The sequence below is a fragment of the Shinella sp. R2-11 genome (genome assembly GCF_055330205.1).
In genome coordinates this window covers 905287-925959 of sequence record NZ_JBVAPC010000001.1, presented here as the reverse complement: position 1 = coordinate 925959, position 20673 = coordinate 905287, and the positions used below count along the sequence as shown (strand labels likewise).

Genomic DNA, 20673 nt, shown 5'->3' with positions numbered 1-20673 from the left:
CTTCATCTTCCGACCCCATGCCCCTTGAGGGCGATCCGCCTATTGATCGTGTTGAAGATCGTGGCAATCGAGAGGTTGAGGAGCAGGAAGCCGCCCATCAAGATGCCGATGAATTCGAGCGCCTGCCCGGACTGGGTGATGGAACTCAGCACGGTCATGAAGAAATCCGCGAAGCCGACCGCGATGCCGAGGGTCGTCGCCTTGACGAGCCAGACATACTGGTTGGCGAGGATGGGCAGCATGGAGCGCAAGGCAATCGGAAGGCGTATGCGAACGAAGGTCTGCCAGGATGTGAGGCCGAGCGAGCGGGCGGCCTCCGTCTGCCCTTGCGGGACGGCGTTGAACCCGCCGCGCACGATCTCGCCGATATAGGCCGCTCCGTACGTGGCGATGGAGAAAGCCATGGCGAGGAACTCCGGACGCAGCCGGTATCCGCCGGAGATGTTCAGGCCACGCAACTCGGGAGCGGTCGTCAGGTCCGTACCTGGTGCGTGGCCGGTGTAGATCACGGCTATAGCGCAGGCGACGCCGAAGGCGCACACGGTGGCGATGAGACGCCTGCGCTGGCCCTGTGCCAGGTTGCCGAAGCGGCGGGCGGTGGCGACCCATATAATCAGGACGAGCATCAGGGCGACGACGGCGTAGAAGAGCATCACCGACCAGACGGGCACGTTGAAACCTGGGAAATAGAGGCCGCGATTGTTGAGGTGGAGGCCGCCGAATTCCAAAGATTGGCGGGGGCCGGGAAGATGGCTGGCGAGCCCGTACCAGAAGAAGACCTGCACGATCATCGGGATGTTGCGGAACATCTCGACATATACAGTACCTAGAAGGCGCGCCGCCTTGTTGGCCGAGACGCGCGCCATGCCGACCAGCCCGCCGAGGAGGGTCGCCGCCGCAAGGCCGGTGAGGCCCAGCACGATCGTATTGACGAAGCCCATCAACAGGAACCACCAATAGGGGTCCGACGTGGTCGCTGGCAGAAGCGAGAATGTCAGGTTCCACCCCGTCGCCTTCCAGAGGAAGTCGAAGCTCGACGTGATGCCTTGGGCATCCAGGTTGCGCCTGGCGGTTATAGCGCCAGCAACGAGGATGGACAGAAGCCCGCCGAGATAAGCCGCCTGAATGAGGACGGACTGCGTTTTCCGGCTTTGCAGAAGGAACATTTCGCTATCCCGCAAGGAGCCGCCCGAACCGCAATGGTCCGGGCGTCGATTTCAGTCGACCATATAGGGAAAGAGCACGCCACCGGCATTCCACAGCGCATTTAGGCCGCGATCCATCTTGTAGGGCGTCGCCTTCCCGAGGCTGCGCTCGTAGATTTCTGAATAATTGCCAACCTGCTTGATGACGTTGTAAGCCCAGTCGTCGGAAAGCCCGAGGGGTGTGCCGAAGCCGGGCGTGACGCCAAGCATCTTGCCCATCTCCGTCGTCGGGGGACTGACCTTCATCTCGTCGACATTAGCCGACGTAATGTTTTCCTGTTCCGCCATCAAAAGGACGGTGAGCGTCCAGTTGGCTATGTCGAGCCAGTTGTCGTCGCCCTGGCGGACCAGCATCACCTCCGGCTCAAGCCCGAGGGATTCGGACAGGATAACGTGGTCGTCGGGGTTGGATGCAGTCGTGCGCGCGACGGCGAGCACTTGGCCAGAGCCGACATAGAGATCGCAGCGTCCCGAGAAATAGGCACTATTGAGCTCCGCAGTCTTCTCGATGGCGACCGGCTCGACCGTGATGCCGATCTTCGCCGTGTAGGAGGCGAGCTGGCGTTCCTGTACGGAGCCTGCGGCGACGCAGGCGGTTGCGCCGTCGGCGTCCTTCAGCGACTTCAGCTCCATCTTCGCAGGGACCATGACGAGCGTCTCGGCGAGGTAATAGGTATTGGAAAACTGGAATCCGAGCTCGGTGTCGCGCGTGAAGGTGCCGCCGGACGTCTTGATCATAATATCGACATCGCCGGATTGCAGAGCCGGCCAGCGCTGCGCCCAGGAGAGCGGAATGACCTTGAGATGGCCCTTGTCGGTGCCGAAGATCGCCGCAGAGATCGCACGGCACATGTCGATATCGAGGCCAGTCCAATTGCCTTTGCCGTCGACCTCGGCAAAACCGAAATAGGAATCGGTATGGCCGGGGCAATTCAGGGCACCGCGTTGCTTCACAGTCTCCAGCGTCGGCCCCCCAGCTCCCAAGGCGGCTGTGCTGACAGTGGATACGGCGACGGCGGCCGCAATCGCGGATTTGAGATATCTTTTCATCATTCGTTCCCTCTGAAATCGCAGGACCGGATCTCTATCCGGACACCACCTGTCCAAAAACATCGGACCTTACGGCCCGCCTCCACGGCCTGAGCAGGACGAAACGCAACTTCCTATCACATATGAAATAGCACCTATGTGATAAGTTATAGCGAAAGGAATTACCCCTTGCACCTAATCGCAGCACCCTCCATATTGTTGACAATCGATCATCGTTTATAATTTTGCAAGAGAAAATATCTAATGGTTTTGCTAGAGCTGCAAAAGTTGATATTTGGGGGCTCCTATGCGGCCAGTTGTTAAACAGACCTTCCGCGAACAGATTGTTCAGGAACTCCGTGCATCCGTCCTCAACGGAACCTTATCGCCGGGAAGCCCCGTCGTGGAAGCCGATCTTGCGCTGAAGTTCGGAGTCAGCCGTGGACCGCTTCGCGAGGCCCTGCGCCATCTGATTGAAGAAGGTCTGCTCGTCACCAAGCCCTATACCGGCACCCATGTAGCGGCGCTCTCCCTGCAGGACATCCAGGAGATTTTCTCCTTGCGGGTCGAGCTGGAGATTTTCGCATTTCGCCTAATATGGGACAGACGAGATCAGGCGTTCATCAATGAGTTCAAACGCCGCCACGACGTGCTGCTAGACCGGATTTCGGCTGGCGACAGCGAAGGATGCCTGATCGCGGAGTTGGCGCTCCACTCCTTCCCCTACGAGGCGTCCGGCCACAAACTTCTCCTGACGACCTGGGTAGGACTGAAGAGTCGCCTGCAGCTCTATTGGGCCACATACAACCGGGCACGCGGTCGCATGGGACCGGCGCCAGAGCACCATGTCCGCTATGTTGAACTGGCGGCGGGCTCCAGTTTCGACGACATGGCGACGGAAGTCCGTGCTCACATGCTGCATGGCTTCGAGACGATGGAAGAGTTCATGACTTTCCAGGAGGACGTCGCGAGACGAACGCAGCTTGCTCAGCGCTTTGCGTAATATCTTGCTGCAAAACGCCGTCCAGGGGAACGTAAATCCGTTTGGCTGCCACTCGGCTTTTCTGTGACCCAGCAGTCGTACAACAGGCTCTGGCGACCACCGGCACTTTCCTCCCTGCGAAATATCGTTATCGAACAAATCACCTCGGGAAAGCTTTGCATGATGGAGGGGCGGAAGAAATGTACTGTCAAAGTCTGATGGGATTGTACGATACCGATGCATCATCCGCGCGAGTCTTCACTCCACCATCTCTGAAGGGCATAGCGACGGGTGACATGAGCGCGTATCACGCAAAGGCGACACTGAAAGCGCCATATGCTCGGCAATTCGATCAGCCTTTCGACTTAAGACCCGCGGCAGCGATTAGGTCCTTGAGCGCACGCCGCAGCATCTCGTAGGGAGCGGTGGTCTCAACGGCCTTGTGATACAGGATCCCCGCATCGAAGCTCCAGATTTCGCGCGTCGTCTCCACTTGGCGAATGCCGATATCGCGAAAGCTCCCGAACAGCGGCGCAGCGAGACAGGCGAAAAAGTCGCCGCTGCGCACCAGCTCGACGACCGCCATGAGGGAGCTCGATTCGACCGCAATCCGCGGCGGGCCTATTCCCATCGACTTCAGGAAAGCGCTCAGGCGCTCGATGGCGTCCGTATCAGCCTGGTAGAGGACCCATTGGAACCGGGACAGATCGTTGAGGTCGAGGGGCGAGCACTCGAAGATCGGATGGGCATCCCGCGCGAAGATCCCGCTCTGGATGGTGATGAGCGGCCGAAAGCCGATATGGTCCGGAAGCGCCGACAGGTCATGCGGACTGGCCGAGACCACGAGGTCAAGCTCGCCGGCGAAGAGCTTGGGGTGAATGACCGTGTTGACCCCGACATCGAGGGTCGTGCGGACGTCGGGGAAGCGCTGGTGCAGCCGCGTCAGCGCTTTTGGTAGTAGCGTACCGCCCCAGAACGGCCCCCCGCCGATCCTCAGGTGCCCCCGGTGCCCGCTGCGCATGGCTTCCAGCTCAGAAGAGGCAAAGCGGCATTCCGTATCGATCATCTGCGCATAACGCAGCAGCGTCTGGCCATAGATGGTGAGGGTGACGCCGCGTGTGTGCCTGTCGAACAGTGTCATCCCGCACTCCTCCTCGAGCCGCCGGATGTTCCGCGTCAAGGCCGGCTGGCTAAGCCCCATCTTCTCGGCGGCAGCCGTCACATTACCCTCCCTCGCAACGGTCAGGAATGATCGCAGCAAGCCGATATTGCGCAGCAGGTCCATAACTCCTCCGTATGGCTCTCGAGCATTTAAGTATTATACGGCATGACAAAGCTTCACTAGTGTCTGCCACAAGAGGCAAGGCGATGCGGAGCGACATGGCGGAGAACCCGGAAGCGAAACGAAGCTGCTGCAGCCTGCCGCGACGCGAAGGCGCCGGCAATGCGCCGGCGCGAAACGGGGAGGCCCTGCCGGCGACCGCACCGGCGCCGGCGGACGCTGCCTGGTTCGATGCGGATATCGCGACCGTCGGCACCGACAGGCCCGTCATCGACGCGGACGGAGAGGGCCCGGCGCGCCAGGTGGCCGTGCGGGCCTATGGCCTGGACAGGTATGCCGTCACGAATGCGCGCTTTTCCCGTTTCGTGGCGGACACCGGCCATGTCACGGATGCGGAGCGTTTCGGCTGGAGCTTCGTCTTCAAGGACTTTGTCACACCGGGAACCGTGACCAGCCAGCCGATCGGCCTGCCCTGGTGGCATCGGGTCGATGGCGCCACATGGCGCCTGCCGGGCGGCCCCAGCGGTCCGCTCCGTACGGATGACCGGCACCCGGTCGTCCACGTCTCCTGGAACGACGCACAGGCCTTTTCCCGCTGGGCTGGCGGCCGGCTGCCCTCCGAAGCCGAGTGGGAGCACGCCGCAAAGGCCGGCCGGGCGGAGATGCGGTATCCATGGGGGGATGACGAGCCAAGCGACCGGGCCATCCACTGCAACATCTGGCAGGGCCGTTTCCCACACATCAATTCCCTTGCCGACGGCTATGGCGGCACGGCGCCGGTGGACGCGTTCGAACCGAACCCCTCGGGCCTCTTCAACATGTGCGGCAATGTCTGGGAATGGTGTGTCGACGCGTTTCATGTCCAACCCCTCACGCAGGCCGCGAAGGCGCGCAATGCGCTCGCAGGCCGAAATGCCGAGCGCCTTCTCAAGGGGGGCTCCTACCTCTGCCACATCAGCTACTGCTACCGCTATCGCATCGCCGCTCGCATGGGGCACAGCGCCGACACGTCGACGGGCCATATCGGCTTCCGCCTCGCCTATGACCTGCCCTGACATTCCTGCGCATGACGCCCAGGGCTCATGCGCTGCTTGACGGCCTTTCCCTGTGTCTTCAGGAAGCGCACACCTCCTCTGCGCACCAGATCGTCCCGGAACAGCGTCCGCAGGTCGCGGAACGAGCGATAGCCGAGAACGCGCGCGAGGCGGGAGACGGTCGTCGCCGACACGCCGGCCCGCCGCGCGATCGACGCGCAGTTCCCGAAGGCCATGATATCCGGATGCTGCAGGGCGAAGTCCACCAGCAGGGCCAGTTGCCGCGGAAAGGCGGAACCGTTCGCCATGACGAGCGCATGCAGTTCGTCCCAGGTCCGGGGAGGTTTGTGGCCAAGGTTCATGATCCGCTCCTTGCCTGGTGAAAAGGGGAGAATGGACATCGGGGCCGGCCCGCAATCCCGCGTGCTGGCCATGCGGCACGGATCCGCGAGCGCACGCGAAATCCCCTGCCCTAGAGACGCCGCCCGCTTTGCGGATCGAAAAGGTGGATGCGGCCCGGATCGGGCGACAGCCGCACCGTGTGCCCGGCCCGCACATCCAGACGGTCGCGCGCGACGCAGGTTACCTCCTGCCCCGCGAGCTTTACGACGAGATAGGTTTCGGCCCCTGTCGGCTCCACCACGCAGACCTCCGCGGCAATGCCGTCTTCGCCAATGCCGATATGCTCGGGCCGGACGCCGTAGACCGCCCGCCGGCCGATCAGTTCCGGAGCCGACGCGGCAAGCGGCAGCCGGACGTCGCCGGCGAGGAATCCGTCGTCCCGGATCTCTCCCGTCAGAAAATTCATCGCCGGCGAACCGATGAAGCCGGCGACGAACATATTGACGGGACTGTCATAAAGCGCCAGCGGCGCACCGACCTGCTCGACGACGCCGTCGCGCATGACGACGATCTTGTCGGCCATCGTCATCGCCTCCACTTGATCATGCGTCACGTAGACGGTGGTCGTTCCGAGGCGCTGGTGCAGGCTCTTGATTTCCGCCCGCATGGAAACGCGCAGCTTCGCGTCGAGATTGGAAAGCGGCTCGTCGAACAGGAACACCTTGGGGTCACGAACGATCGCCCGCCCCATCGCCACGCGCTGGCGCTGGCCGCCGGAAAGCTGGCGCGGATAGCGCTCCAGAAGCTTTTCGAGATTAAGGATACGCGCCGCCCGCTCCACCTTGCCGTGGATTTCGCGCTTGTCCGTGTTCTTGAGCTTCAATGCGAAGCCCATGTTCTCCGCCACGGTCATGTGGGGATAGAGCGCGTAGTTCTGGAAAACCATCGCGATGTCGCGGTCCTTGGGGGGCAGCTCGTTCACGACGGTCTCGGCGATCCGTATCGTACCGCCGCTGATCTCCTCGAGGCCCGCAAGCATGCGCAGGAGGGTCGACTTGCCGCAGCCCGACGGACCGACAAGCGTGACGAACTCCCCGTCATCGATCTGGATGGAAACGCCGTGCAGGGCCTTGAGCGTGCCGTAGAACTTCTGGACGTTGTGAATTTCGACCGAGGCCATCGTCGTGACTCTCCTTGACAGTCTGAAAGGGGAGCCGGGCCCAACCGGGGACCGGCCCGATGGCGGCGGCAGATCAGCCGGCGGCAAGGCTCGGGTGCTGCCCGCGCTCGACATAGATGCCGACCGTCACGTCCCACGGGATGACGCCCACCCGGGCAGCCCAGGCCTCCCACCGGGCCGCAAGGTCGGCGACGATATCGGGATTGTCCGCCGCAAGGTCGACAAGCTCCGTGCGGTCAGCCGCAAGGTCGTAGAGCTCCCAGCCGTTCGGCTCTTCGCGCACGAGCTTCCAGCGCCCGACCCGGATCGCGGCATTGCCCGTATGCTCCCAGTAAAGCGGTGCTTCAAGCAGCGAGCCGCCGCGCAGGAGCGGCAGCAGGCTCCGCCCCTCCAGCGGCGAGACCGCGCGGCCGAGCGCGGGCGGCGGATAGCTGGCGCCGGTCACTTCCAGGATCGTAGGCGCGATGTCGACGAGCTGCGCCGGCGCATCGAGGATCGCCCCGTCCGCGAATCCGCCGGCCGGCCAGTGCACGATCAGCGGCGTGGCGATCCCGCCTTCGTGCACCCAGCGCTTGTAAAAGCGGAACGGCGTGTTGGAGAGGTTCGCCCAGGCGCGGCCATAGCTCGAATAGGTGTCTTCGGCGCCCGGAACGATGTCCGGCGTGTTGCCCACGCGCATCGGCCTGCCGTCACGCGTCGCCCGCGGCAGGATGTCGGCCCGCTGCATGAAGGTCTCGACATCGAACTGGGGCAGATCCTCCGGCGAGGCGCCGTTGTCGGAAAGGAAGACGAACAGCGTATCCTCGAACGTGCCGCTCGCCTCGAGCGCCTCGACGATCCGGCCGATGCCGCGATCCATGCCTTCGATCTGCGCCGCATACGCCTGCATGCGCTTGGCCTGCCACGCCTTGTGTTCCTCGGCCGTCCAGGCCGGCTGCGTCGGATCGCGCTCGCTGAGCGTGGTGTCGGCCGGCAGGATACCTTCCGCAACGAGACGCTCCATGCGCTTTTCGCGCAACGCATCCCAGCCTTCGTCGAAGCGGCCCTCGTACCGGGCGATGTCCTCCTCGGGTGCATGCAGCGGCCAATGCGGCGCGGTGAAGGCGGCATAGAGGAAGAAGGGCTTTCTCGCGGCCGCCTGCTCCGCGATGAAATCGGCACCATGGGCGGCGATGGCGTCCGTGTAGAAGAAGCCGGGATCCAGCGCTTCCGCCGAGGCGTCGCTCTCCCCGCGCGTCAGCGTGCCGGGGGCGTAGAAGCTGCCGCAGCCGGTCAGCGTGCCGAAGAAGCTGTCGAAGCCGCGGCGTGTCGGCCAGGTGTCGTTCGGCGTGTGCATGTCGGTCGCCAGATGCCACTTGCCCGACAGGCATGTCGCATAACCGGCCGCCTTCAGCATTTCCGCAAGCGTCGCGCAACGGCCGTTGAGGTTGCCGGGATATCCGCGCGGCAGGTCATTGTTCGTGAGGACGCCGATCCCCGTCTGGTGCGGGTGAAGGCCGGTCATCAGCGAGGCGCGCGAGGGGCTGCAGCGCGCGGTGTTGTAGAACTGCGAAAAGCGAGCGCCGTTGCGCGCAAGGCCATCCAGGTGCGGCGTGGATATTTCTCCGCCATAGCAGCCGAGATCGGAAAAACCCATGTCATCGGCAAGGACAAGGACGATATTAGGACGCTTGGTCATCGATGCTCTCTCACGTGATTGCGCCACCGATCGCTCGGATGGCGGATTCTAGGTACGATAGGATCGCTCTGCCGGCCCCGGGGGCCGGCAGTCACAGGTGCTCGAAATCTCCGTTGCGGGGCCGTCCTGTTCACGCAGCCCGCCACACCACGGCGTGCTGCGTGAAGGGATCAGCTCTCGCTACTTCGCAAAGCCGCTTGCCTTGGCGATGTCCGCGAGCTTTGCCTGCAGGCCGTCGAGCGCCGCGGCGACCTCCACCTCGCCCGAGCCGATCTGGCCGACGACCGGCTCGACGGCCTCGAGCATCTGGGCGGCGAAGACGTATCGGATCGAGCCGCGGGCAAGGGGCGCGGAATCGCGCGCCGCTTCCATGATCGGCCGGAGCGCGCCGGCGCCCGAGACGTCGATGTCCTTGCGCGTCGGAATGCCGCCCGCACCGGTAAAGACCTCCTGCTGCTTCTTTTCCAGCATCCAGACGATGAACTCGGCGGCCGCGCGCTGGCGCTCCGGCGCCTGGCCTGCCGGCACGCAGAGGGACCACACGCCGCTGGCCGGAACCGGCTGGTCGAGCGACCCAGCCGGCACGACCGCATAGCCGCATTTTCCGACGACGGAGGAGCGGGACTCGTCTTCGAGTTGCGGCATGCCGGCTGCCACGAAATGTCCCTGCAGGGCCTGGCCGCTCTGCATGAGTGCGATGCAGTCCGCCTGCCCGACCGTCTGCGGCCGGGACGGCCCCAGTTCCAGAAGGCGGCGGAAGGTCGTCGCCGCGGCCTTTGCCGCCTCGCTGTTTATCGCCGGCACGAGCGAGCCGCCATCGACGGTGAACCAGTCAGCGCCGAAGCCGTAGAGCACATGCATGAACTCGTAACTGACCGACTGGCCACCCGTCGTCGGCTGGCCGCGCGTGACATAGCCGTACCGGACCTCCCCGGCCTCCACCGCCTTCTTCCCATTCTCGATCGCCTCGTCCCAGGTGCGCGGCACCTGCAGGCCCAGCTTGTCGTAGATATCCTTGCGGTAGACGAAGAGATCGACATTGCCGTTGATCGGCAGGCCCATCACCTGCCCGCCGGCCACGCCCAGCCTTTGCTGCCTGTCCCACAGCGGCAGGTTATCGTAGGTCAGGATGTTGGGATCGAGCGCATAGCCTTCGATGATCTCATCGATCGGCTTGATCCAGCCGTTGTCGTAGAACTGGCCGGTCCACGGCTCGTCGAGCTGGAAGACGTCGAAGGCAGCATTTTTGCTCTGGATCGCGTTGGTCATCTGGGTGCGCATGCCGCCATAGGGGAACGGCCGGAAGGTGATCTTCACGCCCTTTTCCGCCTCATAGGCCGCAGCCGCCTTCTGATAGGCCGGCAGCCAGGGCGTCGTGCCGGTCAGCACGATCAGTTCCCTGACCTCGGCAGCGGCCGCCCCCCATGCCGGAAGGCCTGCCACGCCAGCCGCGCCCGCGGCGGCGATCCCCTTGAGAACCTGGCGCCGGGATAGGGGCAGGCGCTCGGTTTCGGTTTGCTTGATCATCTGTTCCTCCCTGAGATCAATCGGTGCATTTACTTGACGGAGCCGCGGGTCATGCCGGCGATGATGCGCTTGCTGGCGAGCACGCTCGCAATCATGATCGGCACCACGGCAAGGCTGCCGACGGCCGAGAGCTGGCCCCAGCGGACCTCGTAGGGCTGCACCAGCGATGCGATGCCCACGGAGAGCGGCGAGGTCGTGCCGCCGGACGTCATCGTCAGCCCCATGAGAAACTCGTTCCACGTCATGATGGCCGTGAAGAGCGAGCTGGTGATCAGGCTCGGCGTGACGAGCGGCAGCATGATCGTCCAGAAGGATCGCGCCTCGCTCGCACCGTCGATGGAGGCCGCCTCCTGCAGCGCGGGTGGGATCTCGTCGAAGCCGATCTTCATGAGCAGCGTGGCGAACGGCAGGTTGAGGATCGTGTTGAGGATGATGAGACCGGCGAGCGATCCGAGGAGTCCCGTCTGGATCAGCGTCACGTAGAAACCCGGCACGAGCGCCATCGGCGGCAGCATCGGGACCACGGCGCAGCAGGCGCCGACCGTAGCGGTCAGCCACCACGGCAGCCGCAACTTGGAAAGGCCGTAGGCCGCAAGGGTCGAGGCGATGCCGCACAGGACGACCGTTCCCACCACGACGACGAGGCTGTTGGCGAGTTGCGCGCGGAAGGGCTGGTCGTCCGCCAGGATGGCGGTGACGTTGTCCAGCGTGAGGTCCAGCTCCCAGAACATGGAGATGATCGCCCGGTCCGACTGGAAAGAAAGCACGATCATCCAGGCGATGGGGGCGATAAAGAGCAGCAGCAGTAGCGCCAGGAAGGCATCGCAGGTAAGGTCGGCAAGATTCTTGCGCCGGCGCAGTCGCGCGTCGGCGGGGCCCCCTGTCTTGATGGCATGGCTGCCGGCGGTCATGCTTCCACCTCACGCGTTGCAGAAAAGAACCGGATGGCGCGCAGGTGCCTGACGAGCATGCCCGCGCCGATAGCGAGCGACATCAGCGCGACGAGCAGAACGCTGAAGGCAGAGCCGTAACCATAGTTCAGCTGGTCGAAGAAGACGTCGCGGATATGCAGCGAGACCAGCATCGTGGCGCCGTTCGGGCCGCCTGCCGTCAGGAGATACATCTCGTCGAACGCCTTCACGCCCATGATCGCTCGGATGAAGACCGTTCCGATGATCGCCGGCATCAGCATGGGGATCTTGATGTAGCGGATCACCTGCCACTCGTTGGCGCCGTCGCAACGCGCCGCCTCGATGGCCTCCTCGTCGACCGCGCATAGCGCCGTGTAGAGCATGAGGAAGGCGACCGGGGTCCAGTGCCAGACGTCGACGATGATGATGGCGACGATCGCGCCGGCCTCCGTGCCGAGCCAGTCCTGGGTCGGCAGCCGCACAGTATCGAGCAGCTTGTTGAGCACGCCGATGTTCGGGCTGAGGATCAGGAGCCAGATGAGGCTCACCACGACGGGCGCCACGATTGCCGGCCACAAAAGGACGACCTGCGAGATGCGGTTGAGCCGCCTGCTGCGCTGGACAAGCAGCGCCAGCACTAGGCCGAGGATGACGGACACGGCGACGGTCGCGACCACGAAGAGAGCAGTGACCGCCAGCGAGTACATGGCCAGCTCGTTGCCGAGGATCTCGCGAAAATTGTCGAGCCCGGCCGGCTGCCAGACGAACTCTCCCGCCTCGATGCGCAGATGGGAGAAAGCCATGAGCACGACCTGCGCCCAGGAGTAACCGCCGAACCCGACGATCAAGACGAGAAAGGGAAGCGTGTTGGTCTTCGCGAAGAAGCTGGACCGGCCCCAGAATGTCAACGCCATGTCGTCAAATACCCTCGGCTGCACGCGAGGCGATCCCCTCGCCGAGCGTTCCGGGCAGTCTTCCACCCATGGCAGGCCTGTGCCGCCGTTCGGACATTTCATCTCCTCCCAGATTATGTTCCAAGCGATCCTTGCGTCATCCCAGCCATAAACTGAAATGCTTTCTTCTTTAAAAGCCATAACCAAAGCGCATGACAAAGAAAGCGACGTTGGCAGATGGGATGCAGTACAACGCCATCCATCGAAGCCTTCATCGACGGGCCGCAACAAAGTGGTTTGGGGACTTTTCCGTCGCCGCTACGTCAAACATCAATGCGCTAAGCTGAACCAGTGAAATCCCAACGGATCATGATACCAAAGGTCTCAGCGCGCCCGGGCATAATCTATTCCACTTCGCCCTCAGCCTCCGCCGCCAGGATGTCTTCCTGCACGACCTTCCGGCTCAGCAATCCCGCATCCTCGAACGCCTCGATGTCCGGCAGGTCGCGGCGTCTGCAGGCCGAGGGCCGACAGAAACTGCATCGTCGTGACAAAGGTATAAGGCGCGCCCGGCGTCGGGCTGCGCGGGCCGGAGGCTAGGAAGTTTGCGTTGCCGAGGCTCGCGATCGTGTCGCGGCTGACCTCCTTGCCGAAAATCTTCAACAGCTCGCCGCGGGTGATCGGCTGGAAATAGGCGATCGCCGTCAGCACCATCGCCTCGAAATCGGAGAGCATGTGCTCCGCCCCGCGGATAGGAGCCTGCGACGCCCGGGTTAAGCCGGCGAAACGCGAATGCGTTCGGTGCTGCCAGCCGCCCGCGACGAAGACAATCTCGTAGGGCCGGGAACGGAGTTCCTCGCGCAGATCATCGATGAGCAGGTCGATGTTACATGCCTTGCCGAACTGATACGGCCCATACACAACCGCCTACAACCGGGATAACCGATGGGCTGGCGTGTGACTGCGCATCTTCGAGGCTTTGACAGCAACCTCACCACAGTCCTTGCACCTGATCGACAGTTCGATCATCCTTGCCCATCAGCACTCCGTGGCGGAAAAAAGGGCGCGCGGATCACGCCATCGGCCGTTCTCGTGGAGGACTGAGCACCAACATCAATGCGCTTGTCGATCAAGATGGCTTGCCGTTGCGCATCATCCTGTCACCCGGCCAAGCCTCTGACAAAGCGGCAGTTAGTGTCTTGCTGGAAGGACTGCCGGCAGCTCAGGCCCTGATAGCAGATCGCGGCTATGATGCACAGGCCATTGTCGACCTCGTTCGACGCCGGCGTGGCGTGGCGAGGCACACATCCCGACCCAAAGTGACCGCAAGATCCAGCGAACCGTCGACCGAGAACTTTACCGCAAACGCAACCTCATCGAGCGATACTTCTGCAAGCTCAAACACTTCCGCCGTGTCGCAACACACTTCGGCAAGTTGGCGAGAAGCTTCCTTGCAGCCGTCCTGGCTGGTGGGAGCGCCTGACTCCGCGCGTTGGTGACTGAGCTTCTGGCCACACCTGACGAGGGTGGGATGCCGCCCTCCGTAGCGGCTGGAACTGGCGGCAAGGACAGGCTGCGATCCGAAAACCTAGAACCGGGGCAAAACGCTCGTGCCCTCTTGTCTAAAGCCTACGCGCAGGGTCATGTTAAAAATCCGATGAGTACAGGAGACGACCCATGTCGCAGACGACGGAAAACACAGGTGTCCTGGCCAGGAGCTGGCTGCTCCTGCTGGGAGCGGTCATTATCGCTGCGGGGCTCTTCTTCACCATCGGCGGCGGCAAGCTCGTCCTGCTCGGCGGCAGCCCCTATTTCGTCCTCGCCGGCCTCGCGCTCCTCGTCTCGGGCTTCCTGATCGCCCGCCGCAAACCTTCCGGCGCGCTGCTGTTCGGCCTCGTCTTCCTGCTCACCGTCGCCTGGGCGCTCTGGGAGGTCGGCCTCGACTACTGGCCACTGAACTCGCGCCTGCTCGCCATGGCAGTCGGTGCCACTGTCGTGGCCCTCTCCTATCCGCTGCTGCGCCGGTCGGCGGGTCTTTCGCCGGCCCGTGGCCCCTCCTTCGTCCTCGCTGCCCTGCTCGGGCTCACCTCCGCCGGCGGCATGGCCGGCATGTTCGTGCCACATCCACCCGTCGCCTTCTCCGGCACGCCGGAAGCGCTGATCAAGGTCGATCCGGCGAACGAGCAGAAGAACTGGGAGGCCTACGGCAACACCTCGGGCGGAAGCCGTTTCGTCGCCCTCGACCAGATCACGCGCGACAATGTCTCGGACCTCAAGGTCGCCTGGACCTATAATACCGGCGACACGCCGATCAGCCCCGGCGCCAACGGCGCGGAGGACCAGGAGACGCCGCTGCAGGTCGGCGACCGCGTCTTCCTGTGCACGCCCCACAACAACGTCATCGCGCTCGACGCCGATACCGGCAAGGAGATCTGGAAGGCCGAGATCAATGCCCAGTCCTCCGTGTGGATGCGTTGCCGCGGCCTTGCCTATTTCGATGCCACCCGGCCGCTCGCCCAGCCGACGGCGGCAGGCGCAACGCCGGTCACCTCGGTCATCGTCGCCGAGGGCGCGCTCTGCCAGCGCCGCATCCTGATGAACACCATCACCGCCGAGCTCATCGCGCTCGACGCCGACACCGGCGCGTTCTGCCCGGATTTCGGCACGAACGGCCGCGTCGACCTCAAGATCGGCCTCGGCGACGCGCCCGATCCGCAATATGTCCTCACCTCCGCCCCGACGCTCGCCGGCACCACGGTCGTCGTCGGCGGCCGCATCGCCGACAATGTGCAAGTCGACATGCCGGGCGGCGTCATGCGCGGCTTCGACGTCGTGACGGGCGAGCTGCGCTGGGCGTTCGACCCGGGCAATCCCGAGATCACCAAGCTGCCGCCGGAAGGCCAGACCTATACGCGCTCGACGCCGAACGTCTGGGCGTCGATGTCCTACGACCCGGCCTCCAACACCGTCTTCATGCCGGTCGGCAGCCCCTCGGTCGACCTCTACGGCGCGACACGCACGGCGCTGGACCACAAATACGGCGCCTCCATGCTGGCGCTCGACGCCACGACCGGCCGCGAGAAATGGGTCTACCAGACGGTCCATAACGACCTGTGGGACTTCGACGTGCCGATGCAGCCCTCGTTCATCGACTTCCCCAAGGCGGACGGCACAAGCGTGCCCGCGCTGGTCTTCGGCACGAAGGCGGGGCAGATCTACGTGCTGGACCGCGCCACCGGCGAGCCTCTGACCAAGGTGGAGGACGTGCCGGTCAAGCCGGGGAGCATCCCGAACGAGCCTTATTCCGCGACCCAGAGGCTCTCGGTCGGCATGCCGCAGATCGGCGCCCAGACGCTGACGGAAAGCGACATGTGGGGCGCGACGCCCTTCGACCAGCTCCTGTGCCGCATCGCCTTCAAGGGCATGCGCTACGACGGCGTCTTCACCGTGCCCGGCACCGATCTCGCGCTGAACTTCCCCGGCTCGCTCGGCGGCATGAACTGGGGCGGCATTTCCACCGACCCGGTGAGCAACACGATCTTCGTCAACGACATGCGCCTCGGCCTTTGGATCCAGATGGTGGAAGCAGCTCCCACCGACGCGGTGGCCAGCGGCGGTGAATCGGTCAATACCGGCATGGGCGTCGTGCCGATGAAGGGCACCCCCTATGCCGTCAACAAGAACCGCTTCCTCTCCGCGCTCGGCATCCCCTGCCAGGCCCCACCCTTCGGAAGCCTGACGGCCATCGACATGAAGACGCAGGGCATCAAGTGGCAGGTGCCGGTCGGCACGGTCGAGGACACCGGCCCGCTCGGCATCAAGATGGGCCTGCCCATCCCGATCGGCATGCCGACGCTCGGCGGCACGCTGGCAACTCAGGGCGGCCTCGTCTTCATCGCGGGCACGCAGGACTACTACCTGCGCGCCTTCGACAGCGCGACGGGCAAGGAAGTCTGGAAGGCGCACCTTCCGGTCGGCAGCCAGGGCGGCCCGATGAGCTACAAGTCGCCGAAGACCGGCAAGCAATATGTCGTCATCTCCGCCGGCGGTGCACGGCAATCACCCGACCGCGGCGACTACGTGATCGCCTACAGCCTGCCTTAACCCGGCAGGCCCACCTGCCCCCGGCCATAGGCCGCGAGATATCGCACCGCCATGTCCAGGGAACGCGGCGGCAGCCAAAGTGATCGACGCCACGGGCACGTGGACCCAAAGCATCGGCACAAACCCGGCTGCTGCCCGCTCTCTTCCGAGACCTCGATGAATGCGAATCCCTTCGCGGCGGTTGGATGGGGTTCGAGCGTTCTGGCGATGACCGGCAGGGCTGTTTCGTCACCCACAAGCAGACACCAGTCAACCTCCGGCCGGCGACGCCCGGTCGGACCGCGCACGCCAATGACGGCCCCCGGCAGCGCATTCAGCGCCCAGCGCGAGCCGAGATCGTGATCGCCGTGCAGCACGAAGTCCACGTCAATAGTCCCGGCCTCGGGATCGAGACGGCGCACCGTGCAGGTGCGCATCTGTGGCTGCCTGTTATCGGCGGACCTGACGGGCAGACCGTCTTCGCCCGGCACGGGCCATTTCGGCTTGGCGATGCCTTCGGGCGGCACGAACAGCATGAGATAAGGACCATGGGTCGCATGGCGCCCAAGACCGGAACGCGAAAGCGTGACCCGGCGCATATGCGGCGTCACATCGATCACTCGCTCCACCGCCATCTCGCGGAAACTCGGGAACTGGCTGAGGCCCATACCGTCGCCGGTCCATGCGAAACGCGGCCGCTCTCCTTCCACGAACTCGATCAGGTGGCTTGCCGCCAGACACTTCATATAGGCAAGCCCGGTTTCGTCGTCCGCCTTGACGCTCATGACGACATTGCTCGGCCGCGAAGGAGGCCCGCAAGCGGTAAACAGGCCGCCCTGAACAAGTCTCAGCGGCTGCTGCCACGCACGATCAGTTCCGGCTCGATGGTGATGTGGGTGATGTCCGGCCGGCCGTCGATGAGGTCGAGGATCAGCCGTCCCGTGCGCTCGCCGATCTCCCGCGCGCCAGCATTGATCGTGGTCAGCGCCGGCACGCTGATGCCGCCGATCTCGTAGTCGCCGAAGCCGCCGATGGCGATGCGCTCCGGCACCGCCACGCCGCGGCGCTGACATTCCGTCAGCGCGCCGAAGGCCGAAAGGTCCGACACGCAGATCACCGCTTCCGTATCGGGATATTCGGCAAGCAGCCGCGCCATGGCATTGGCGCCTTCCCGCATCGAGATCGGCGGTGCGCCGGCATCGATCAGCCGCGAGGCATCGAGGCCGTGGTCGCGGAGCGCGGCGATGAAGCCGAGGCGCCGGTCGCTGCCGCGCGTATCGCGGCTGGCATCGCCGCCTATGAAGGCGATGCGGGTATAGCCGACCGCCACGAAATGATCGACCATGCTGCGCACGGCGGCGGCGTTGGAGAAGCCGACGAAATGCCCGATCGGCTCGGCCGGCACGTCCCAGGTCTCGATCACGGGCACATTGGCGTTTTCGAGCAGTTTTCGCGCGCGCGGGGTGTGTTTGCCGCCGGTGACGACGATGGCCTGCGGCTTGCGGCGCAGGAGCTGCTCGATCAGCCGCTCCTCTTCCTCGGTATCGTAGTTGGTATAGCCGAGCAGGATCTGGAACCCCTGCGCGCTCAGCGTCTCGGAAAGGCCGCCCACGGTGTCGGCGAAATTCGCATTGTTGATGGAGGGGATTGTGACGGCGATGAAATCCGTCTTCTGGGACCTGAGATTGGAAGCAGTGGAATCGAAGACGTAGCCGAGCTCTTCGGCCGCCCTCAGGATCGCGTCCCGCGTATCCTTGTTGATCAGGCTGCCGGACTTGAAGGCACGTGACACGGTCATGGGGGAAACGCCCGTCTTCCGGGCTATGTCCGCCATGGTGGGCGCCTTGTCGATCCGCATGTTCCTGCCTCGTTATCGTTACCACAGCGTAGCGCGGCGCCCTGCCACTCCGCAAGCGGCCGCCGCCGGGAGGCTGCATTATCCTCATGCGGGCTGCTCAGGCCCCATCCGCGCCGATGGCCGCAAGCGCCGCGCGGGCGACCGCCTCGTCCTGCTCGCCCGAGCCGGAACCGACGCCTATGCCGCCGAGGAGCACGCCGCCGCGGCGGATCGGCAGCCCGCCGCGCAATCCCGTGACATCCCCTCCGCTCGCGGCCGCGATCGCCGGGCGCACGGCTTCCGGCACGCTGTCGCTCGGCGCGCCGATGGAGGCGGCGGTGCGGGCCTTGGCGGCGGCGCTCTTCAGCGAGAGATAGCGCGAACCGGCCATGCGGAAGGACGCGAGCGTCACGCCGCTCGGATCGACGATGACGATGCACTGCGGCTGGCCCATGGCCTTCGCCGCGCCGGTCGCCGCCGCCAGCATGGCGGAGATGCCCTCGTCCGTCAGCCGGGCGGTCGTTTCCACGAAGGCCATCTACGCCCCCGCCCGCGGCCAGCCTGCGCCGCGGATGGCGAGCGAGACGGAATAGATGGAGGTGGTCGCAGTTATGAAAAGGCGGTGGCGATGCCGGCCGCCGAAGCAGATGTTGGAGACGGTTTCCGGCACGAGGATCTTGCCGAGCCTGCGGCCGTCGGGCGCGATGCAATGCACGCCGTCGCCCGCGGACGACCAGAGATTGCCCGCCGCATCGAGACGCATGCCATCCGCGCAGCCGGGCGAAATCACGTGGAAGACCTCGCCGCCCGTCAGCGTCCAGTCCGCGCCGACATCGAAGACGCGGATATGGCGCGGATCGTCGGAAAACATGCGGCCTGTATCGGCGACATAGAGGCGCCGCTCGTCGGGGCTGAAGGCAAGGCCGTTCGGGCAGTTGAAATCGGTGAGAACGGCGCGGACATGGCCGAGATGCGGATCGACGCGATAGACGTTGCAAGGCAGCTCCTGCTCCGCGCGCGTGCCCTCGTAGTCCGAGGCGATGCCGTAATGCGGATCGCTGAACCAGATGGCACCGTCCGAAGCGACGATAACGTCGTTCGGCGAATTCAGTCGCTTGCCGTCATAGCGGTCGGCGATCACGGTGATGGAGCCGTCGTGCTCGGTGCGCGTGACGCGGCGCGCACCGTGCTCGCAGGTCACGAGCCTGCCTTCCCGGTCGCGCGTGTTGCCGTTGGCGAAATTGGACGGTTCGCGGAATGTGGTGACGCCGAGCGTCGGGCTCCAGCGCAGGATGCGGTTGCTCGGAATGTCGGAGAACAGCAGGCAGTCGTGATCGCCGAACCAGACCGGCCCCTCGACCCAGTCGAACCCGCCGGCCAGCTTCTTCAAGGGGGCATTGCCTAGCACGAAGGTGGAGAATTCCGGCTCCTCCGCTTCAAAAAACGCCATTCCACCCTTCTCCTTTCAGGTTGATCGCGATGCAGGAGGCCGGCTGGCGTGCCCCGGCAAGGGCTGCGAACCGGCATGCACGCCGGAGACGGTGCAGGCACCAGCCTCCGGCGTGCCGGAGGGAGCCTTATTTGCCCCAAATCTTCTTGTATTCGTCCCGGTAGCCGTTGTCCGGATCGAACGTGTTCTTCGGCCCGCCGTCGAACTCGACATTGTCGGCCGTCACGACATGGAGCGGCGAGACATAACCCGACCAGGCTTCGCCCGAGAAGGCACGGTTCAGCTCGTCGACGAGCTGCCAGCCCTGAAGGTTCAGCGGCTCGGCGACCGTCACCGACTGGTACTGTTTGGCGCGGATGCGCTGGTAGGCACTTTCCGAGCCGTCGCCCGCGGCCACGCTCTTCGGCGCGCCGTCGCCGGCAATGCCTGCCGCAGAAAGCGACGGGCCCATGAAGTCGAAATAGATGTCGTTGATGGCCAGCGAATGGGTCCACTTCTCACCGTATTTCTGCAGCAGCGTGGTGGTGAGCTGCGGCATGCGCTGCGAGGTTTCGGCGATCGGCGTATCGACATATTCCAGCACCGTGCCGCCCAGCGCCTCGATCTCCGCCTTCATCTTGTCCGCCTTGGCGATGGCGATGGCATAGGTGGAATCGGTGAAGATCACCACGCCAGGCTTGCCACCGGCATCGACGAAGGCGTAGTCGGCGGCGGCCTTGGAGACCTCCATCGCATCCGTCGTCACATTGGCGAAGACGCCGACGTCATCGACCGGGCCGACTGCCGGCGCGGCATGCCAGGCGACCATCGGGATGCCCGCCTTCTTGGCGTCCTCCATGGCCGGCTTCTGCTCGACGGCGTCGAAGCCGGCGATGATGATGCCGCCCGGCTTCAGCGTCAGCGCCTGACCGAAGGACGCGGTGCGGCCCTCGATGGAGCCCGCGCCGTCCACCACGGTCACGGTCCAGCCGATGGCGGCGGCCGCTTCCTGGATGCCGTTGACGACGCCGAGGATGCCGCCGTTCTTCATGTCGGCGGCGACAACCACGACGGTCTTGCCGTCCACGGCCTTGGGGCCGCTCGTCGGGCCGTCCCACTTCTCGACCTTGCTGGCGTACTTCTCGACGACGGCTTTGGCATCGGCCATGGCGTCCGCGAAGGCGGGACCGGCGAAGGTGACGGCGAACAGGGCCGCCGCGGTGGTTGCGAGGAAATGCCTGCGTTTCATGGATAGTGTCCT

18 protein-coding genes and 1 pseudogene are annotated in these 20673 nt (G+C 64.5%); 4 read left to right on the top strand and 15 right to left on the bottom strand.

The window, feature by feature from the left end:
- Positions 1-2 precede the first annotated feature (2 nt).
- Positions 3-1166 carry an ABC transporter permease subunit gene (locus ACZ1A1_RS04340; protein WP_463618925.1) on the bottom strand — a complete coding sequence of 388 codons (1164 nt, stop codon included), beginning with the start codon at positions 1164-1166 and terminating at the stop codon, positions 3-5.
- A gap of 51 nt (positions 1167-1217) precedes the next feature.
- The gene (locus tag ACZ1A1_RS04335; protein ID WP_415213578.1) at positions 1218-2159 is read right to left on the bottom strand and encodes a transporter substrate-binding domain-containing protein; all 942 of its coding nucleotides are present in this window, start codon (positions 2157-2159) and stop codon (positions 1218-1220) included.
- 382 nt (positions 2160-2541) lie between these two features.
- Here ACZ1A1_RS04335 and ACZ1A1_RS04330 point away from each other — a divergent pair, with 382 nt between their 5' ends.
- Positions 2542-3237, top strand: a complete 696-nt coding sequence (locus tag ACZ1A1_RS04330; RefSeq protein WP_463618924.1) for a GntR family transcriptional regulator — start codon at positions 2542-2544, stop codon at positions 3235-3237.
- A gap of 331 nt (positions 3238-3568) precedes the next feature.
- Here the strand turns inward: ACZ1A1_RS04330 and ACZ1A1_RS04325 are convergent, their stop codons facing one another.
- Positions 3569-4501 carry a LysR family transcriptional regulator gene (locus tag ACZ1A1_RS04325; RefSeq protein WP_463618923.1) on the bottom strand — a complete coding sequence of 311 codons (933 nt, stop codon included), beginning with the start codon at positions 4499-4501 and terminating at the stop codon, positions 3569-3571.
- Between the two features lie 95 nt (positions 4502-4596).
- On the opposite strand from ACZ1A1_RS04325, the gene ACZ1A1_RS04320 reads away from it, so the two are divergent.
- Positions 4597-5553 carry a formylglycine-generating enzyme family protein gene (locus ACZ1A1_RS04320; protein WP_463618922.1) on the top strand — a complete coding sequence of 319 codons (957 nt, stop codon included), beginning with the start codon at positions 4597-4599 and terminating at the stop codon, positions 5551-5553.
- Here ACZ1A1_RS04320 and ACZ1A1_RS04315 read toward each other — a convergent pair.
- The 7 genes and pseudogenes from ACZ1A1_RS04315 to scpB form a co-directional block, all read right to left on the bottom strand.
- Positions 5538-5894 carry a MurR/RpiR family transcriptional regulator gene (locus ACZ1A1_RS04315; RefSeq protein WP_463618921.1) on the bottom strand — a complete coding sequence of 119 codons (357 nt, stop codon included), beginning with the start codon at positions 5892-5894 and terminating at the stop codon, positions 5538-5540. The genes ACZ1A1_RS04320 and ACZ1A1_RS04315 overlap by 16 nt on opposite strands.
- A gap of 110 nt (positions 5895-6004) precedes the next feature.
- Complete coding sequence (locus tag ACZ1A1_RS04310; RefSeq protein ID WP_463618920.1) at positions 6005-7054, bottom strand: ABC transporter ATP-binding protein; 1050 nt, start codon at positions 7052-7054, stop codon at positions 6005-6007.
- Positions 7055-7127: 73 nt separating this feature from the next.
- Positions 7128-8732: an arylsulfatase gene (locus ACZ1A1_RS04305; RefSeq protein WP_463618919.1), complete on the bottom strand. Its 1605-nt coding sequence runs from the start codon at positions 8730-8732 to the stop codon at positions 7128-7130.
- Positions 8733-8912: 180 nt separating this feature from the next.
- Positions 8913-10259 (bottom strand): ABC transporter substrate-binding protein, encoded by a 1347-nt coding sequence (locus ACZ1A1_RS04300; protein WP_463618918.1) that lies wholly within the window; start codon positions 10257-10259, stop codon positions 8913-8915.
- Between the two features lie 29 nt (positions 10260-10288).
- On the bottom strand, positions 10289-11170 hold the full coding sequence (locus ACZ1A1_RS04295) for a carbohydrate ABC transporter permease (protein ID WP_463618917.1): 882 nt from the start codon (positions 11168-11170) through the stop codon (positions 10289-10291).
- Entirely contained in the window at positions 11167-12084 is a 918-nt protein-coding gene (locus ACZ1A1_RS04290; protein WP_463618916.1) for a carbohydrate ABC transporter permease, read from the bottom strand. The genes ACZ1A1_RS04295 and ACZ1A1_RS04290 overlap by 4 nt, the downstream gene beginning before the upstream one ends.
- Before the next feature lie 383 nt (positions 12085-12467).
- Positions 12468-12963, bottom strand: a pseudogene (gene scpB, locus ACZ1A1_RS04285) (SMC-Scp complex subunit ScpB); the annotation flags it as partial.
- 131 nt (positions 12964-13094) lie between these two features.
- On the opposite strand from scpB, the gene ACZ1A1_RS04280 reads away from it, so the two are divergent.
- Both ACZ1A1_RS04280 and ACZ1A1_RS04275 read left to right on the top strand, forming a co-directional pair.
- A complete protein-coding gene (locus ACZ1A1_RS04280; RefSeq protein WP_463618915.1) occupies positions 13095-13562 on the top strand; it encodes a transposase in 468 nt (155 codons plus the stop codon).
- 178 nt (positions 13563-13740) lie between these two features.
- Positions 13741-16167 carry a glucose/quinate/shikimate family membrane-bound PQQ-dependent dehydrogenase gene (locus ACZ1A1_RS04275; protein WP_463618914.1) on the top strand — a complete coding sequence of 809 codons (2427 nt, stop codon included), beginning with the start codon at positions 13741-13743 and terminating at the stop codon, positions 16165-16167.
- Here ACZ1A1_RS04275 and ACZ1A1_RS04270 read toward each other — a convergent pair.
- The 5 genes from ACZ1A1_RS04270 to ACZ1A1_RS04250 all read right to left on the bottom strand — a co-directional run bounded on the left by ACZ1A1_RS04270 (position 16164) and on the right by ACZ1A1_RS04250 (position 20661).
- Complete coding sequence (locus ACZ1A1_RS04270) at positions 16164-16931, bottom strand: siderophore-interacting protein (RefSeq protein ID WP_463618913.1); 768 nt, start codon at positions 16929-16931, stop codon at positions 16164-16166. The genes ACZ1A1_RS04275 and ACZ1A1_RS04270 overlap by 4 nt on opposite strands.
- 62 nt (positions 16932-16993) lie before the next feature.
- The gene (locus ACZ1A1_RS04265; RefSeq protein ID WP_415213564.1) at positions 16994-18004 is read right to left on the bottom strand and encodes a LacI family DNA-binding transcriptional regulator; all 1011 of its coding nucleotides are present in this window, start codon (positions 18002-18004) and stop codon (positions 16994-16996) included.
- Positions 18005-18101: 97 nt separating this feature from the next.
- Positions 18102-18521 carry a heme-binding protein gene (locus ACZ1A1_RS04260; protein WP_415213563.1) on the bottom strand — a complete coding sequence of 140 codons (420 nt, stop codon included), beginning with the start codon at positions 18519-18521 and terminating at the stop codon, positions 18102-18104.
- Positions 18522-19433 (bottom strand): SMP-30/gluconolactonase/LRE family protein, encoded by a 912-nt coding sequence (locus ACZ1A1_RS04255; RefSeq protein ID WP_463618912.1) that lies wholly within the window; start codon positions 19431-19433, stop codon positions 18522-18524.
- A gap of 127 nt (positions 19434-19560) precedes the next feature.
- Positions 19561-20661, bottom strand: a complete 1101-nt coding sequence (locus ACZ1A1_RS04250) for an ABC transporter substrate-binding protein (RefSeq protein ID WP_463618911.1) — start codon at positions 20659-20661, stop codon at positions 19561-19563.
- Between the last annotated feature and the right edge of the window lie 12 nt (positions 20662-20673).

What these genes read in the sequence shown, in the direction of transcription:
- ACZ1A1_RS04330 (WP_463618924.1), top strand. Translation starts at nt 2,542, where the DNA reads ATGCGGCCAGTTGTTAAACAGACCTTCCGCGAACAGATTGTTCAGGAA.
- ACZ1A1_RS04295 (WP_463618917.1), bottom strand. Translation starts at nt 11,170, where the DNA reads ATGACCGCCGGCAGCCATGCCATCAAGACAGGGGGCCCCGCCGACGCG.
- ACZ1A1_RS04290 (WP_463618916.1), bottom strand. Translation starts at nt 12,084, where the DNA reads ATGGCGTTGACATTCTGGGGCCGGTCCAGCTTCTTCGCGAAGACCAAC.
- ACZ1A1_RS04325 (WP_463618923.1), bottom strand. Translation starts at nt 4,501, where the DNA reads ATGGACCTGCTGCGCAATATCGGCTTGCTGCGATCATTCCTGACCGTT.
- ACZ1A1_RS04265 (WP_415213564.1), bottom strand. Translation starts at nt 18,004, where the DNA reads ATGCGGATCGACAAGGCGCCCACCATGGCGGACATAGCCCGGAAGACG.
- ACZ1A1_RS04305 (WP_463618919.1), bottom strand. Translation starts at nt 8,732, where the DNA reads ATGACCAAGCGTCCTAATATCGTCCTTGTCCTTGCCGATGACATGGGT.
- ACZ1A1_RS04310 (WP_463618920.1), bottom strand. Translation starts at nt 7,054, where the DNA reads ATGGCCTCGGTCGAAATTCACAACGTCCAGAAGTTCTACGGCACGCTC.
- ACZ1A1_RS04270 (WP_463618913.1), bottom strand. Translation starts at nt 16,931, where the DNA reads ATGAGCGTCAAGGCGGACGACGAAACCGGGCTTGCCTATATGAAGTGT.
- ACZ1A1_RS04250 (WP_463618911.1), bottom strand. Translation starts at nt 20,661, where the DNA reads ATGAAACGCAGGCATTTCCTCGCAACCACCGCGGCGGCCCTGTTCGCC.
- ACZ1A1_RS04315 (WP_463618921.1), bottom strand. Translation starts at nt 5,894, where the DNA reads ATGAACCTTGGCCACAAACCTCCCCGGACCTGGGACGAACTGCATGCG.
- ACZ1A1_RS04320 (WP_463618922.1), top strand. Translation starts at nt 4,597, where the DNA reads ATGGCGGAGAACCCGGAAGCGAAACGAAGCTGCTGCAGCCTGCCGCGA.
- ACZ1A1_RS04340 (WP_463618925.1), bottom strand. Translation starts at nt 1,166, where the DNA reads ATGTTCCTTCTGCAAAGCCGGAAAACGCAGTCCGTCCTCATTCAGGCG.
- ACZ1A1_RS04275 (WP_463618914.1), top strand. Translation starts at nt 13,741, where the DNA reads ATGTCGCAGACGACGGAAAACACAGGTGTCCTGGCCAGGAGCTGGCTG.
- ACZ1A1_RS04255 (WP_463618912.1), bottom strand. Translation starts at nt 19,433, where the DNA reads ATGGCGTTTTTTGAAGCGGAGGAGCCGGAATTCTCCACCTTCGTGCTA.
- ACZ1A1_RS04300 (WP_463618918.1), bottom strand. Translation starts at nt 10,259, where the DNA reads ATGATCAAGCAAACCGAAACCGAGCGCCTGCCCCTATCCCGGCGCCAG.
- ACZ1A1_RS04260 (WP_415213563.1), bottom strand. Translation starts at nt 18,521, where the DNA reads ATGGCCTTCGTGGAAACGACCGCCCGGCTGACGGACGAGGGCATCTCC.